13 protein-coding genes are annotated in these 14,570 nt (G+C 66.7%); 5 read left to right on the forward strand and 8 right to left on the reverse strand.

Annotated elements, in window-relative coordinates; all coding sequences use genetic code 11:
* From KHY18_RS00940 to hemW, 4 genes are read left to right on the forward strand one after another with little or no spacing between them, the layout of a single operon-like run.
* On the forward strand, positions 1–1,017 hold the full coding sequence (locus KHY18_RS00940) for a serine/threonine protein kinase (protein WP_213293331.1): 1,017 nt from the start codon (positions 1–3) through the stop codon (positions 1,015–1,017).
* Positions 1,014–1,919, forward strand: a complete 906-nt coding sequence (locus tag KHY18_RS00945) for a PP2C family protein-serine/threonine phosphatase (protein WP_213293332.1) — start codon at positions 1,014–1,016, stop codon at positions 1,917–1,919. The genes KHY18_RS00940 and KHY18_RS00945 overlap by 4 nt, the downstream gene beginning before the upstream one ends.
* 51 nt (positions 1,920–1,970) lie before the next feature.
* Positions 1,971–2,570, forward strand: coding sequence for a non-canonical purine NTP pyrophosphatase (locus KHY18_RS00950; protein ID WP_213293333.1), 600 nt, complete (start codon positions 1,971–1,973; stop codon positions 2,568–2,570).
* Between the two features lie 2 nt (positions 2,571–2,572).
* Positions 2,573–3,817 (forward strand): radical SAM family heme chaperone HemW, encoded by a 1,245-nt coding sequence (hemW, locus tag KHY18_RS00955; RefSeq protein ID WP_213293448.1) that lies wholly within the window; start codon positions 2,573–2,575, stop codon positions 3,815–3,817.
* 382 nt (positions 3,818–4,199) lie between these two features.
* Here the strand turns inward: hemW and KHY18_RS00960 are convergent, their stop codons facing one another.
* Together KHY18_RS00960 and KHY18_RS00965 are read right to left on the reverse strand one after the other, a co-directional pair.
* Positions 4,200–4,529 carry an I78 family peptidase inhibitor gene (locus KHY18_RS00960; RefSeq protein WP_213293334.1) on the reverse strand — a complete coding sequence of 110 codons (330 nt, stop codon included), beginning with the start codon at positions 4,527–4,529 and terminating at the stop codon, positions 4,200–4,202.
* Positions 4,530–4,629: 100 nt separating this feature from the next.
* Positions 4,630–5,373 (reverse strand): GntR family transcriptional regulator, encoded by a 744-nt coding sequence (locus KHY18_RS00965; protein WP_213293335.1) that lies wholly within the window; start codon positions 5,371–5,373, stop codon positions 4,630–4,632.
* A gap of 240 nt (positions 5,374–5,613) precedes the next feature.
* On the opposite strand from KHY18_RS00965, the gene KHY18_RS00970 reads away from it, so the two are divergent.
* Positions 5,614–7,839 (forward strand): hypothetical protein, encoded by a 2,226-nt coding sequence (locus KHY18_RS00970; RefSeq protein ID WP_213293336.1) that lies wholly within the window; start codon positions 5,614–5,616, stop codon positions 7,837–7,839.
* Here the strand turns inward: KHY18_RS00970 and KHY18_RS00975 are convergent.
* The 6 genes from KHY18_RS00975 to KHY18_RS01000 all read right to left on the reverse strand — a co-directional run bounded on the left by KHY18_RS00975 (position 7,829) and on the right by KHY18_RS01000 (position 14,437).
* Positions 7,829–9,760 (reverse strand): B12-binding domain-containing radical SAM protein, encoded by a 1,932-nt coding sequence (locus KHY18_RS00975; protein ID WP_213293337.1) that lies wholly within the window; start codon positions 9,758–9,760, stop codon positions 7,829–7,831. The genes KHY18_RS00970 and KHY18_RS00975 overlap by 11 nt on opposite strands.
* A gap of 193 nt (positions 9,761–9,953) precedes the next feature.
* Complete coding sequence (locus tag KHY18_RS00980) at positions 9,954–10,730, reverse strand: GntR family transcriptional regulator (protein ID WP_213293338.1); 777 nt, start codon at positions 10,728–10,730, stop codon at positions 9,954–9,956.
* Between the two features lie 74 nt (positions 10,731–10,804).
* Complete coding sequence (locus KHY18_RS00985; protein ID WP_213293339.1) at positions 10,805–11,659, reverse strand: isocitrate lyase/PEP mutase family protein; 855 nt, start codon at positions 11,657–11,659, stop codon at positions 10,805–10,807.
* The gene (locus KHY18_RS00990; protein WP_213293340.1) at positions 11,656–12,204 is read right to left on the reverse strand and encodes a LeuD/DmdB family oxidoreductase small subunit; all 549 of its coding nucleotides are present in this window, start codon (positions 12,202–12,204) and stop codon (positions 11,656–11,658) included. Before KHY18_RS00990 ends, KHY18_RS00985 begins: the two co-directional genes overlap by 4 nt.
* Complete coding sequence (locus KHY18_RS00995) at positions 12,201–13,478, reverse strand: 3-isopropylmalate dehydratase large subunit (protein ID WP_213293341.1); 1,278 nt, start codon at positions 13,476–13,478, stop codon at positions 12,201–12,203. The genes KHY18_RS00990 and KHY18_RS00995 overlap by 4 nt, the downstream gene beginning before the upstream one ends.
* Positions 13,475–14,437, reverse strand: a complete 963-nt coding sequence (locus tag KHY18_RS01000; protein WP_213293342.1) for a Bug family tripartite tricarboxylate transporter substrate binding protein — start codon at positions 14,435–14,437, stop codon at positions 13,475–13,477. The genes KHY18_RS00995 and KHY18_RS01000 overlap by 4 nt, the downstream gene beginning before the upstream one ends.
* Positions 14,438–14,570 lie beyond the last annotated feature (133 nt).

The following is a 14,570-nucleotide window of genomic DNA, read 5'->3' on the forward strand; positions in this document are numbered from 1 at the left end:
ATGTCTTCCAAGAACAAGCCTGCTCCCCTTCCTCCCGATAGCGTGATAGGGGGATACCGCATTCTGCGGCGCCTGGCTGCAGGGGGATTTGGCGTGGTCTACCTGGCGCTGGACGCCGCGGGCCAGCAGGTGGCGATCAAGGAATACCTGCCGGCGTCGCTGGCCTTGCGCGAGCCCGGCGAGCGCCTGCCGCAGGTGGTGCCCGAGAAGCTGTCGCTCTATCGCCTGGGCCTCAAGAGTTTTTTCGAAGAAGGGCGTTCTCTCGCCCAGCTGTCCCATCCCTCGGTGGTCAGCGTGCTCAATTTCTTTCGCGAGAACGAGACCGTCTACATGGTCATGAATTACCTCGAAGGTGCAAACCTGCAGGAATTCATTCTCACGGCGCGCGCTCTCAAGTCAGACAAGGTGCTGCGCGAATCCTCGATACGCTCGCTGTTCGACGAAGTGCTGCGCGGCCTGCGCATCGTGCACCAGCACAAGATGCTGCACCTCGACATCAAGCCGGCCAACATCTTCATCACCGATGACGACCGCGCCGTGCTGATCGATTTCGGCGCGGCGCGCGAAGTGCTTTCCAAGGAAGGCAGCTTCATCCGGCCCATGTACACGCCGGGCTTTGCCGCGCCCGAGATGTACCGGCGTGGCGAGTCCATGGGGCCATGGACCGACATCTATGCGATCGGCGCCTGCATGTATGCCTGCATGCAGGGCGTGCCGCCGCCGGCCGCGCCGCAGCGCCAGGAGAAGGACCGGCTCAATCAGGCGCTGTCCAAGCTGCGCGGGGTCTACTCCGACAAGCTGATCGAAGTGGTCGAGTGGTGCATGGCGCCCGATCCGCTGTCGCGGCCGCAGTCGGTGTTCACGCTGCAAAAAGAACTCAACCGCGAAAGCGAGCGCCGCCACACGCGGCTCAGCATGGCCGACAAGATGCGCCTGCAGATCGGCGCGCTGGTCAGCGATACGCGCAAGAGCGTGCAGAAAATCAGCGGCGCGCGCGGCACGCCGCCCGCGCCATGAAGTTCTCGGTGTTCCAGCTTAGCCGCCGCGGCGGGCGTGAGAAGAACGAGGACCGTATGGGCTATTGCTACACGCGTGACGCCTGTCTGCTGGTGCTGGCCGACGGCATGGGCGGCCATGCCGACGGCGAAGTCGCGGCGCAGATCGCGCTGCAGCAGTTCTTCGCGCTGTTCGAGGCGCGCGCCACGCCGCTGATCCCCGATGTCCCGGCCTTTCTTTCCGACGCCTTGCTCCAGGCCCATCGCCATATCCTGGGCTATGCGCAGGAGCGCGGCATGACCGACGCTCCGCGCACCACGCTGGTCGCGGCCCTGCTGCAGCAGGGGCAGGTGCACTGGATTCACTGCGGCGATTCGCGCCTTTATCTGGTGCACGGCGCCACGCTGCTGGCGCGCACGCGCGACCATTCCTACCGCGAAATCGCCCAACGTTCGAGCCCGCCGCAGGCCAGCAATGTCAACCGCAACCTGCTGTTCACCTGCCTGGGATCGCCGTCGCTGCCGCTCTATGACCAGGCGGGGCCCAGCCGGCTGGCGCTGGGCGACCGCCTGCTGCTGTGCTCCGATGGCCTGTGGGATCCGATGAGCGAGGCCGAGCTGCTCGCGGGCCTGGCGCGCGATGCAGTATCCCTGTGCGTGCCACGGCTGGTGGACGCGGCGCTGCAACGTGCGGGCAGCAACAGCGACAATGTCACCGCGATCGCGCTGGAATGGGAAATGCCCGGGCCGCAAACCGCGCTCGATAGCATTTCGACCGAAGCGCTGGACGACGAGATGTTCCAGTCGACGCTGCAGCCCGAAGCGCTCGAAGCGCTGGAAGACGAGCTCAGCGATGCCGCCATCGAGCGCTCGATCGCCGAAATCAACGCCGCCATTCGCCGCCCCGGCGGGCCGCGGCGCTGAAAACCTTTTTGTCATTGCAGGCGCGCCCGGCGCGGCCCTGCCATTTGATCCATGAAAATTGTTCTAGCCTCCAACAACCGCGGCAAGCTCGCCGAGCTGCAAGCCATGTTCGCCCCGCTGGGCGTGGAACTCGTGTGCCAGGGTGACCTGTTCGAAGGCGAGGCGCCCGAGCCGCATTGCACTTTTGTCGAGAACGCGCTGAGCAAGGCGCGCTTCGCCGCCGAACGCACGGGCCTGCCCGCGATCGCCGACGACGCCGGCATGTGCGTCGATCACTTCGGCGGACTGCCGGGCGTCGATACCGCCTACTACTGCACCCAGTTCGGCTACGAGAAAAGCGATGCCAACAATGTGCGCGCGCTGCTCGAACAATTGCAGGGCGTGGAGAACCGGCGCGCGGCCATGGTCAGCACGCTGGTCGGCGTGCGCGGCGCGCGCGACCCCGAGCCGCTGATTGCGGTGGGCCGGGTGCAGGCGCTGATCGCACCCGAGCCGCGCGGCAGCAATGGCTTCGGCTTCGACCCGGTGCTGTTCCTGCCCGCGCTGGGCCTCACATTTGCCGAGATGGACCCGGCCATCAAGCATGCGCACAGCCACCGCGGCCTGGCGACGCAGCAGATGCTGGCGCTGGTGCGCGAGCGCTGGATGTGATGATGATTCCGATCGAATCCGTGGCCGCCGACAGCGGCCCGGCCGTGCAGCGCGACATTCAGCACTACATGCGTCCGGGCACGCTGCAGCTGGGCAGCCTGCCGCCGCTGTCGCTCTACATTCATCTGCCCTGGTGCCTCAAGAAGTGCCCGTATTGCGATTTCAACTCGCACGAGTGGCGCAATGGCGATGCCCAGACCGGGCTGCCTGAAACACGCTATGTCGACGCACTGATCGCTGATCTGGAAGCCGCGCTGCCGCTGATCTGGGGCCGCACGGTACACAGCATCTTCATGGGCGGGGGCACGCCCAGCCTGTTTTCGCCCGCGGCCATAGACCGGCTGATCGCGGCCGTGCGCGCGCGCGTGCGCATGGAGCCCGACTGCGAAATCACGCTGGAGGCCAACCCCGGAACCTTCGAGAAAGACCGTTTTCGCGCCTACCGCGCGGCCGGTGTGACGCGGCTGTCGATAGGCGTGCAGAGCTTCGACGACCGCTTCCTGCGCGCGCTGGGCCGCGTGCACGACGGCGACCAGGCACGCGCGGCCGTGGCCGAAGCCGCGGAATCGTTCGAGACGTTCAATCTCGACATCATGTATGCCTTGCCGGGCCAGACGCTGGAAGACCTCGATCGCGATCTGCAGACGGCGCTGTCGTTCAAGCCGCCGCACATCTCGATCTACCACCTGACCATCGAGCCCAACACCTATTTCGCCAAGTTTCCGCCGGCCATTCCGGAAGACGACACGGCCTACGCGATGCTCGATCGCATCAGCGAAACGACGGCGCTGACGGGCATGCAGCGCTACGAAATTTCGGCCTATGCGCAGCCGGGCCATGCGTGCTTCCACAACACCAACTACTGGCAGTTTGGCGACTACCTGGGCATAGGCGCAGGCGCGCATAGCAAGCTGAGCTTCGCCCACCGCGTGGTGCGCCAGGTGCGGTTTCGCGATCCCGCGCGCTACATGGAGCAGGCGCTCGCCGGCCATGCGCTGTCCCAGGACAACGAGGTCAAGCGTGCGGAGCTGCCGTTCGAATACATGCTCAACGCACTGCGTCTGCGCGAAGGCTTCACGCTGCAGCATTTCATGGAGCGCACGGGCCTGCCGCTGAGTTCCATCGCCAAGGGGCTGGAGACCGCCGAGCGCAAGGGCCTGATCACGCGCGCCGCGGGGCGGGTCACGCCCACGGAGTTGGGGTTTGATTTCCTCAGCGATTTGCAGGAGTTGTTTTTGGCGGATTGAGGAGCGCGCGCATTGGTCTCGGGTGGAGACGCCCTTCGACAAGCTCTCAAGAAACAGCTTCTTTTGTCAAATAAATCAATGACTTAGAAGGTGGTCGATTTTGGCAAACGGCGGCAGAAGAGTGACCCGTTCGTGGTGAGCCTCCCTAGCCGGGCGCGTCGCACCATGAACGGCCCGTCCTCATGCCTTGAGCGCAGGCCGTTCACCCTTCGACGCGGCCGGCGAGGCAGGCTCAGGGCGAACGGGGATTTTGAGGCCCGCTGTTTCTTTTTAACGCCTTGCGAGACCCCGTGTCGCTTACTCCGCTCAGGGCGAACGGCCATTCGTGCTGAGCAGGTGAACGAGGACTGTTCTGAACGGCCTGCCCTCAAGTCAGGAAAATTTACCCGCAGCGCACGGCCAGAATGCGCCCCGTGGCATCGACTTCCAGATTCAGGCGCTCGGCGTTGAATTCCTTGGTCGTGATCTGCCCCGGATGCAGCACGCGGGCCATGGCCGCGCCCGAGCGCTGGCGCGCCTGTTCGAGGTTGGCCGAAGTGTTGGTGCGGCCGACGAAGCTTTGCGCGGGCTGGGCGTTGCAGATCTGCTTGGGCGCCGGTGGGGGCGCGGTGGTGGCGCCGCCGCTGCTCCAGGGAGTGCCCATGCTGCTGCAGCCTGCAAGCGAGGCCAGCGCGATGGCGGAAACGGAGAGAGCGGTGGTGCGCAGCGACATGGAAATTCCTGACAAAGTGATACTTGTGAGCACCTTAGCCTAATCCTGAAGCAACGCACGTCACAGACCGTAAACAGGATGCGCGCCTACATCGAGCGGCCTAGCCCAGCAGATCCATCTCGATGTGTGCGTATTCGCTGAGAAAACGCAGCTGTGCCCAGTGCACGATCTGGCCCTTGCGGTCGCAGGCCCAGCGCAGCGTCTGCAGTAGCGGAGTGCCCAGCGACACGCCCAGATGGGTCTGTATCAATTCATCGGCCGGTGCAATGCTCAGGCGCTGGCGCGCCGTGGCCAGCGGGCGCGGGCCGCGCGTCAGGGCCTCGACGACAGACAGCTGCGGCAACTGCGGCGCGATGCGTTCGTAGAGGCTTTGCTCGACATACATCTGGCTCAGGCAGAACGGCTGGTCGCCGCAGCAATGCAGGCCCAGCAGGCGCTGATAGGCCGGGGCCAGTTCGCCTTGCACGCTGCTCAGGCCCGCGGGAATCACGGGCAGGCAGCTGGCCTGGCTCTCCAGCGTGCGATAGCCGGTGTTGCCGTGGAACACCACCAGGTCTTTCCAGGTCGAAGGCAGCAGGAAAGAGGGCGGGCGCTGGGGCGCGGCCATCACCTGGGTGCCGCCACGCTTGCGGGTCTTGAGCAGGCCTTCGCTGACCAGGCTGCCCAGCGCCATGCGCACGGTGGTGCGCGAGGCGCTGTGCAGCGCCTCGAGCTGTTCCACGGTGGGGATGGAGCTGCCCACGGACCACTGCCCGGTGACGATCTTGTTGCGAAACAAACCGGCTAGCTGGAGGTAGCGCTTTTCCTGGGGGGCGCGGAATCCTGCGGGTGTCTCGGCATGCATGGTGTGCGTCTTCTGTCAATATTGTGCCGATTCTGGTATTTAAATTGCAAAGCAAACCTAGGGGAAACCCAGGTTGCGAGAGGCTCACAAGAAGAAACATGTGTGTCCGCAGCGAACAGCGCTGGGAAATGGTCAATTTCCACGCAAACCGTCGATTTTTTGTAGGACTTTTACACTCGGCGGTTGGGCCTGGGATAGGGCAGTGGATGAGACGGGCCTGGCCCGCAAGCAGGGAGTTGGATGCACAAGCACGCATGGCAGTTTTTCCGTGCCGGAGGGGTGGACCAGGTGGCCATCCGTACCGGAGAAGATATCGCTCGCATCGGCGAGCTGGACCAGACGCTGTGGGTGGCGCTGGCCTGCCCCACGCGCGGCATAGAGTTCGACAGCGCGACGCTGGACCTGATAGACCATGACAAGGACGGCCGCATACGCGCGCCCGAGCTGGTGGCGGCCTGCGAGTGGGCCGTGGCCCAGGTCAATGATCCCGATGTGCTGACCAGCGGCAGCGATGTGCTGCAGCTCGCGAGCCTGCGCACCGATACGGACGAGGGCGCGGCGCTGCGCGCCGAAGCCGAGCGCATCCTGCGCTGGGCCGAGCGCGAGGGGGAAGACGGCCTGACGCTGGCCGAAGTGCAAAAGCGCCTGGCGGCGCTCAATGCCATGCCATTCAACGGCGACGGCCTGCTCAATCCCAAGACGCTGTCGGAAGCGCCCGAGCTGATCGAACTGGTCGACCGCATCATGGCGCTGTATGGCAGCGCCGAAGGCGTGGATGGCCAGCCGGGCATGGCGCTGGCGGCGCTGGATGCTTTCTTTGCCGACGTGCGCGCCATCCAGGCCTGGCACGATCAGGCGCTGGACCACGCCTGCGTGCTGACGCAGCGCGAGCAGGCGATGGCCGCGGCCCAGGCGCTGAATGCGGTACAGGAAAAGATCGAGGATTTCTTCGCGCGCACGCGGCTCGCTGCGTTCGACGCCACGGCGCTGGTGCCGCTGAGCCCTAGCGTCGAGGGCTATGCCGCGCTGGGCCAGGACCTGCTCAGCAGCAGCAGCGAATCGATTGCCGCGCTGCCGCTCGCATCTGTCGTCGCGGGCGGCGAGTTGCCGCTGGCGCACAACCTCAACCCGGCGTGGAGCGAGGCCATGCAGGCGTTTCGCCTGCATGTGGTGCAGCCTTTGCTGGGCGCGGACCGGCAGTCGCTGAGCGCGGCGCAATGGCAGGCGCTGCAGGCCCAGCTCGCGCCCTGCCAGGCCTGGCTGGCCGCTTATCCCGGCTCGGTGCTGGGCGACATGTCGCCCGCCCAAGCCCAGGCGCTGCTCGAGGGCGGCGCGCAAGCGCGGCTGCAGGAACTGATCGCGCGCGATGAAGAGGAAAAACAGCACAACCAGCACGCGGTGCAGCTCGAAAAGCTGATCCGCTATCAGCGCGACCTGCTCAAGCTGCTGAACAACTTCGTCAACTTCGCCGACTTCTACCGCCGCGAAGGCGCGGCCTTCCAGGCCGGCACGCTGTACCTCGACGGCCGCAGCTGCGAGCTCACGGTGGACGTGACCGATGCCGCGGCACACGCCAAGCTGGCCGGGCTGGCCAAGGTCTACCTCGCGTACTGCGACTGCCGGCGCAATGGCGTCAAGCGCAGCATAGTCGCGGCCTTCACCGCGGGCGACGTCGATTTTCTGCTGGTCGGGCGCAACGGCCTGTTCTACGACCGCGAAGGCAAGGACTGGGACGCGACCATCAGCAAGATCATCGAGAACCCGACCAGCATCGGCCAGGCGTTTTCGGCGCCCTACAAGAAGTTTCTGCGCATGATCGAGGAGCAGGTGGCCAAGCGCGCCGCGGCGCAGGATTCTGGCGTCACGGCCGGGCTGTCGACCCAGGCGCAGGCGCTGGTCAATACTCCCGCGACGGCGGCCGCGGCGCCCGTGCCCGGTTTGCGCAAGACCGATGTCGGCACGGTGGCGGCGATCGGCGTGGCGCTGGGCAGTTTGAGCGCCGTTGCCGTGGGAATTTTCGGCAAGTTCATCGAGCTGGGCCCGTGGATTCCTATCGCGCTGCTGGGAATGATCGTCGCGATTTCGGGGCCCAGCATGCTGATTGCCTGGCTCAAGCTGCGCCAGCGCAGCCTGGGGCCGATTCTCGACGCGAGCGGCTGGGCGATCAACGGCCGCATGAAGATCAATCTGCGCCTGGGCCGTTCGCTGTCGCAGACCGCCAAGGTGCCGGTGCAGGCGTCACGGCTGATGCATGACCCCTATGCCGATTCCAGCGCCTGGGTCTGGTGGGCCGGGGCCGGGCTGCTGGCGCTGGCCATCGGCGTGCTGGCCTGGCGACTGCAGTGGATAGAGCCTTTGCTGCCCGCGGCGTGGAAAGCGGCGCCCGCGGTCACGGTGCCGGCGGTCGCCGCGCCTGCGCCGGCCGCGCCCGCGCCCGTGCCCGTGCCCGGCACTCCTATCCCTTGACGCGCAACGCTTTTTCGATCTTGTTGCGCGGCACGGTGGTCTTGGGCACCTTGAACGGAAACCAGGTGCGCACGTCTTCCTCTACGCCAATGCCGTGCATGTAGTTGTAGATGGCTTTCTTCAGCACCGCTCCCAGCGCGTCGTGGTCCACGCCGCTGGGGTCGTGAAAGCCTATGTCGTTCTTGGCGAACTGCACGTCGGGCATGGGCGTGAGCGTGATGCCGTATTCCTCGGGGTTCAGGCCCACGGGCGAGTGCACGGTGCAGCTGAAGCGGTGAAAGAAGCCGCTCTGTATGCAGCCATGCTCGAACAGCTGGCGCACATATTCGAGCGCGTCTACGGTGTCCTGCACGGTCTGCGTCGGAAAGCCGTACATCAGATAGGCGTGGACCAGGATGCCGGCGTCGGAGAACGCCTTGGTGACGCGCGCCACCTGGTCGACCGACACGCCTTTCTTCATCAGCGCCAGCAGCCGGTCGGACGCGACTTCGAGCCCGCCTGAAACAGCAATGCAGCCGCTGTCGGCCAGCAGATTGCACAGCTCGGGGCTGAACGTCTTCTCGAAGCGGATGTTGCCCCACCAGCTGATGTCGCTGCCGCGATCGAGCAGTTCCTGGGCCAGGGTCTTGAGCGCCTTGGGCGGCGCGGCTTCGTCGACGAAGTGAAAGCCGGTCTGGCCGGTTTCGGCGACGATGGCTTCGATGCGGTCGGCGAGCACGGCGGCGCTCGCGCCTTCATAGCGGCCTATGTAGTCGAGGCTCACGTCACAGAAGCTGCACTTCTTCCAGTAGCAGCCATGGGCCACCGTGAGCTTGTTCCAGCGGCCGTCGCTCCACAGCCGGTGCATGGGGTTGAGCATGTCGAGCAGCGACAGGTAGTGGTGCAGCGGCAGGCCGTCCCAGGTGGGCGTGCCGACTTCGGCAAACGCCACGTCGGCTTCCATCATGTTGGTGTAGCGCACCACGCCTTCGGCATCGCGCTGGTAGGTGCGCACCAGGCGCGAGGCGCCGCGCTGGCCCTGCACATGCTCGAGCAGCGCCAGCAGCGGGCGCTCGCCGGCGTCGAGCGTGACGAAGTCGAAGTAGTCGAACACGCGCGGCTCGGTGAGTTCGCGCAGCTCGGTGTTGACGAAGCCGCCGCCGAGCACCAGCTTGGTTTGCGGCGCGCGCGCCTTGATGGTCTGGGCGATGCGGAAGGCCGCGTAGACCGAACCCGGAAACGGCACCGACAGCAGCACCACGCTGGGCTGGTGGCGTTCGAGCATATCCAGCGTCAGCTGGTGCAGGGCTTCGTCGACCAGCGTCTGCGGCGCGGCCAGTGCCTGGGCCAGCGGCTCGAAGCTCGCCTGGCTGCCGGCCAGCGATTCGGCGTAGCGCACGAATTCGAAGCGCGCGTCGGCGGCGTCGCGCAGCACGTCGGCGACATCGTTGAGGTACAGCGTCGCGATGTGCTTGGCGCGGTCCTGCTGGCCCAGCGCACCGAACGCCCAGCCCAGGGGGTCGCCGCTGCCGTCGTCGATATAGCCTTCGAGCGCGTCGAAGCGCGGGCCTTCGGGCAGGTATTGGCGGCTCACGATGCGGTGCGACAAGGTGCTGTCGCGGCCCTGCAGGAAAGTGATCACGCGCGCTATCGTCGCGAGATAGCGGTCGCGCTGGCCCATGAACGACTGCACGGCCGGGCTGAACTTCCGATTGGGATTTTCCGCGTGCTGGGCTTCGATCAGATCGATGACCTGCTGCAGGCCGGCCGGCGACAGCAGGCGCAGCACCAGCGCCAGCGCCAGGTCTTCCTGCACCGCCGTCATGCCGCGCGAGCGCAGAAAGCCCGTGAGGTAGGCCGTCGACGGGTAAGGCGTGTTGAGCTGCGTCATCGGCGGGATGACGGAGAGGATGCGCAGCGGTGCGGGCGTTTCAGTGGGCATGTGAGGCGGTCGGGCGGGGCGAGGGCGCGGAAGCGGGGGGCGCGAAAGGGGAAGCAAAGGGACGCAAGGTGCGCGGTCCCCGAGCCTGATCGTCCGGCGTCCACGCAACAGGGCCAGTCTCAGGCAAAGCCCCCAAGTATAAAAAGATTGCTTAAGACAGCGCAGGGTGAAGGTCGCTGCGCGCCTGGCGGCTTCAGCCGGCCTGGACGTTTGCGCCTTCGGAAATCCAGACCTTGCTCGCGCTGCCGCTGCGCGAAACATGCATGCGGTACTGGTAGCGCTCGGGCGCGTAATAGCCCAGCAGGTACTGGATGGGGCGCTTGTGCGCGTCGTAGACCACGCGCCTGACCTGCAGCAGCGGCGAGCCCGCGGGGATTTTGAGCGCCAGCGCCACATGCGCGGGCGCTATGGTCGCGCTCAGCTCCTGCTCGCCATGGTCGAACGGGAAGCCAGCCTTTTCCATCAGCGTCAGCAGCGGCACTTCTTCGAGCAGGTGCTGCTCGATCGCCGCGCCGACGAAATCGGGCAGCACCACTTCGGAATACATCACGGGCGCGCCGCCCGACTTGCGCACGCGCCTCAGGCACAGCACGTCGGCCGCGGGCGGCAGCTGCAGCAGCCGCGCGATCTCGGCGTCGCAGGGCTGGCGCTTGCACGACAGCACCTGGATGCGCGAGCGCAGGCCCAGGCTCACGATGTTGTCGAGCAGGCCGTTGTGCAGCTTGGGGTGTTGCGTGGCCATGGCCTCGCCTATGGGCAGCGTGCCCTGGCCGCGCAGCCGCGTGACCAGGCCTTCTTCCTGCAGCCGCGCGAGCGCCGAGCGCACGGTGACGCGCGCCACCCCGAAGGACTCGGCCAGCGCGCGCTCACCGGGCAGCGGAATGCCCACGGGATAAGTGCCGTCCTGCAGCCTTTCCCGGATGGCGTCCGCGACCTGGCGAAAAAGAGGGGGCGTGGGAGTGCGGGGCATGGGCAATCAGTCGTATCGCCAGAAGACTGGCAAGTGACAAATTATGCGCATGCCGCGCGCGGGCGTGGCGCGCCTCAGGCGTATGTCTCGCCCAGGGCCAGCAGTTCGGGCGTGCCGATGACGGCGTTGAGGCCGTCGAAGCCCAGCATCCGGTCTTGCCAGGGCGCGGTCGTGCCGTTGCTGTGCAGGCTCGCGAAGTAGCCCTGCAGCGTGTGCGCCAGCGCGCGCACCGTGCCGCCGGGAAAGATCACCAGGCTGAAGCCCAGGGCTTCGAGTTCGTCGGCGGGCGTGATCGGCGTCATGCCGCCTTCGACCATGTTGGCCATCAGCGGGCACAGGTGGCCCAGCGCGCCGTTGAGCACCGTCATCTGCTCCTTGGTGCGCACGGCTTCGACGAACAGCAGATCGGCGCCGGCCTCGGCGTAGCGCGCGGCGCGCTCCATCGCCGCGTCCAGGCCTTCGCTGGCGATGGCGTCGGTGCGCGCGATGATCACGGTCTCCTCATTGCGCCGCGCGTCGACGGCCGCGCGGATCTTGCCGCACATCTCCTGCGTGCTGATCACCGACTTGCCCTGCAGATGGCCGCAGCGCTTGGGGCTGGCCTGGTCTTCGAGCTGAATCGCCGACGCGCCCGCGCGCTCCAGGTGCTGTACCGTGCGGCGCACATTGAGCGCATTGCCGAACCCGGTGTCGGCGTCGACGATCAGCGGCAGGTTCACGCGTTCGCGGATCTGCGTGGTCACGCTGACCACGTCGTCAAGGCTCAGAAACCCGATGTCGGGGCGGCCGAAGCGCGTATAGGCGATGCTCGCGCCCGACAGATAGCAGGCTTCCATGCCGGCCTGCTCCACGAGCAAGGCGGTGAACGGGTCATAGACGCCCGGGGCGACGACGATCTTGGGTTGTTGCAGGCGTTGCTTGAAATTCATGCGGCGGTCTCCGGGGATGTGGGGGCGGGGCGCTGGGCCAGGCGTTTGCGCAGGTGGGGCACGAGGCCGCCGTCGTTGACCAGCGTCAGCAGATGTTCGGGAATGGGGCTGCAGCGCAGCTCCAGGCCTTGCTGCGGCACATGCAGCGTGGCCTGGGCCAGATCGAGCCGCGCCTGGGCCTGGTCGGCTATGTCCCAGGCGGGGGCGGCGGGCGATTTCGGGCCCAGCAGCAGCGGCAGGCCCAGGTTGAAGCCGTTGCGATAGAACAACCCGGCGAACGACTGCGCAATCACGCAGCGCACGCCCAGATGGCGCAGCACTTCGACGGCCTGCTCGCGCGACGAGCCCGTGCCGAAGTTCTTGCCGCCGATCACGAAGTCGCCGGGCCGCACGCGGCGCGCGAAATCGGGGGCGACATCTTCCAGGCAATGCTCGGCAATGGTTTCAATGCCGAACTTCATGTATTTGCCGGGCGCGAGAAAGTCGGTGTTGATGTCGTCGCCGAAGACCCAGCAGGTGCCCAAGGCGTTGTTCGTAGCGTTCATGCGAGCATCTCCCGTGGGTCGGTGATGCGGCCGGCGACAGCGGAGGCCGCGACCGTGTAGGGGGAGCCGAGGTAGACGCGCGACGAGGCCGCGCCCATGCGGCCCTTGAAGTTGCGCGCCGTGGTGCTGATGGCCGTGGTGTCTTCGGCGAAGGTGTTGGCGCCATAGCCCGCGCAGGCGCCGCAGCTGCTGGGCAGCAGGCGCGCGCCCGCGTCCAGAAGAATCTGCAGCGTGCCTTCGGTCTGCGCGGTCTGCCGGTCCTGGTTGCTCGCGGGCGCGACCATCAGGTCTACGCCTGGCGCGATGCGCCGGCCCTTGAGCACCTGCGCGGCCATGCGCAGGTCTCCGAGCTTGGCGCCCGTGCAGGCGCCTATGTAGGCGATGTCGACTTTCTCGTCGCCGCAGTCCTGCGCGGCTTCGGCCAGCGCGGGCGAGCCCGGTGCCGACACCTGGGGCGCGAGGCTGTCGGCCGACATGCGGTGGTGGGCCAGCAGCGGCGCCTGGGCATCGGTCTGCCAGTGCGTGAAATCTTCCAGCTCCCGGGCGGGCACGCCGCAGGCCAGCAGCCAGTCGCGCGTGGTCGCGTCGGGCGCGATCAGCCCGGCCTGGCCGCCGAGTTCGGCGGTCATGTTGCTGAGCGTCATGCGCTCGTTCATCGACAGCGCGCGCACCGCCTCGCCGCAGTATTCGACGGCCTCGTACTGGCCGCCGTCCATGCCGAAGCGCGTGCACATGTGCAGCATCATGTCCTTGGCGCAGACGCCTGGGCCCAGCCGGCCGCTCCACTCCATGGCGATGGTGTGGGGCACGCGCAGCCAGATTTCGCCCGTGACCACCACGCCCAGCATTTCGGTCGCGCCTATGCCGAACATATAGGCGCCGAACGCACCGCCGGTGGACGAATGGCTGTCGCCGCCGACGGCGAACATGCCGGGGCGGATATGACCGTGCTGGGGCGTGACCACATGGCAGATGCCTTGCTCGTCGTAGAAGTTCTTGATGCCCTGCTCGCGCACCCAGTCGCGCGCGATGCGCACGATCTGCGCGCTGTCGGCGTCGGCCGCGGGCACGTAATGGTCGGTGACGACCACGATCTTCGCCGGGTCCCAGACCTTGACGCCCAGCGCGTCGAGGTGGGGCTTGAGGCGGCGCGGGCCGCCCGAGTCATGCATCATCGCCAGGTCTACGCCGCAGGTCACGAGTTCCTCGGGCGCGACATGCTGCCGGCCGCAGGCGCGGGCCACGAGTTTCTGGGCAAGGGTTTGCGGCGTCATTCGACCGTCGCTCCCGACTTCCTGACGATGTCGCCCCAGAAATCCACGTCCTTCTTGATGAATGCCGCGAACTGCGCGGGCGTCATGGTGGGCACGGTCGCGGCTTCGCTTTCCATGCGCTTGCGGAAATCGGGCGAGGCGATCGCCACCTTCACCGCGCCATAGAGCTTGTCGACCACGTCCTTGGGCATGTGCGCCGGGCCGAACAGGCCGAACCAGGCCTGCGACTGGTAGCCGGGCACGGCCTGGGCGATCGCCGGCAGGCCTTCGAACTGCGCCAGCGGCTTGGGGCTGCTGACGCCCAGGAACTTGAGCGTTGCGCTCTTGTAGTGCGGCAGCACGTTGATGGTGCTGGCGAACATCAGGTCGACGGTGCTGGCCGACAGCAGATCGGTGAGCGCCGGGCCCGTGCCCTTGTAGGGAATGTTGACGATGTCGGTCTGGGTCGCGAGCTTGAACTGTTCGGCCGCGAGGTGCAGCGACGAGCCCTGGCCGCCGATGGCAAACGTCAGCTTGCCCGGGTTCTTCTTGGCGTAGTCGATCAGGCCCGCGATGTCGTTGAACGGCGCGTTCTTGCGCGCCACGAGCACGCTGGGCACCTGGGCGACCATGGTGATGGGCGTGAAGTCGGCGACGGGATCGAACGGCAGCTTCTTGAACAGCGTGGCGTTGATGGTGTGGCTGGTGAAACTCATCAACAGCGTGTTGCCGCTGGGGTCGCTCTTGGCGACCTGCTGGGCGGCGATGTTGCCGCCCGCGCCGGGTTTGTTCTCGACGATCACCGTGCGGCCCAGCGTCGTGCCCATCGACTGGGCGATCACGCGCGCCAGCGTGTCGGTGGAGCCGCCGGGCGTGGCGCCGACGACGATGGTCAGCGGGCGGGTGTTCTGCGCGGCCACGGTCTGCACCAGGGCCAGGGCCGCAAGCGCACCTATCGTCCAGCGTCGGTTGAGTTTCATCTTGTCTCCTGTTGTTATGGGGCTTGCGGCTATGGTCGGCGGCCTGCGCCGCGGTCTCAACAGAACCTGGTGGTCCCATCGGGTTAACACGTGTCCACCCCCTGGTTTCCTATATTTCGCCGCAGTCCCCGGC

The sequence above is a fragment of the Acidovorax sp. CCYZU-2555 genome (assembly GCF_018413525.1).
Lineage (GTDB): Bacteria > Pseudomonadota > Gammaproteobacteria > Burkholderiales > Burkholderiaceae_C > Comamonas.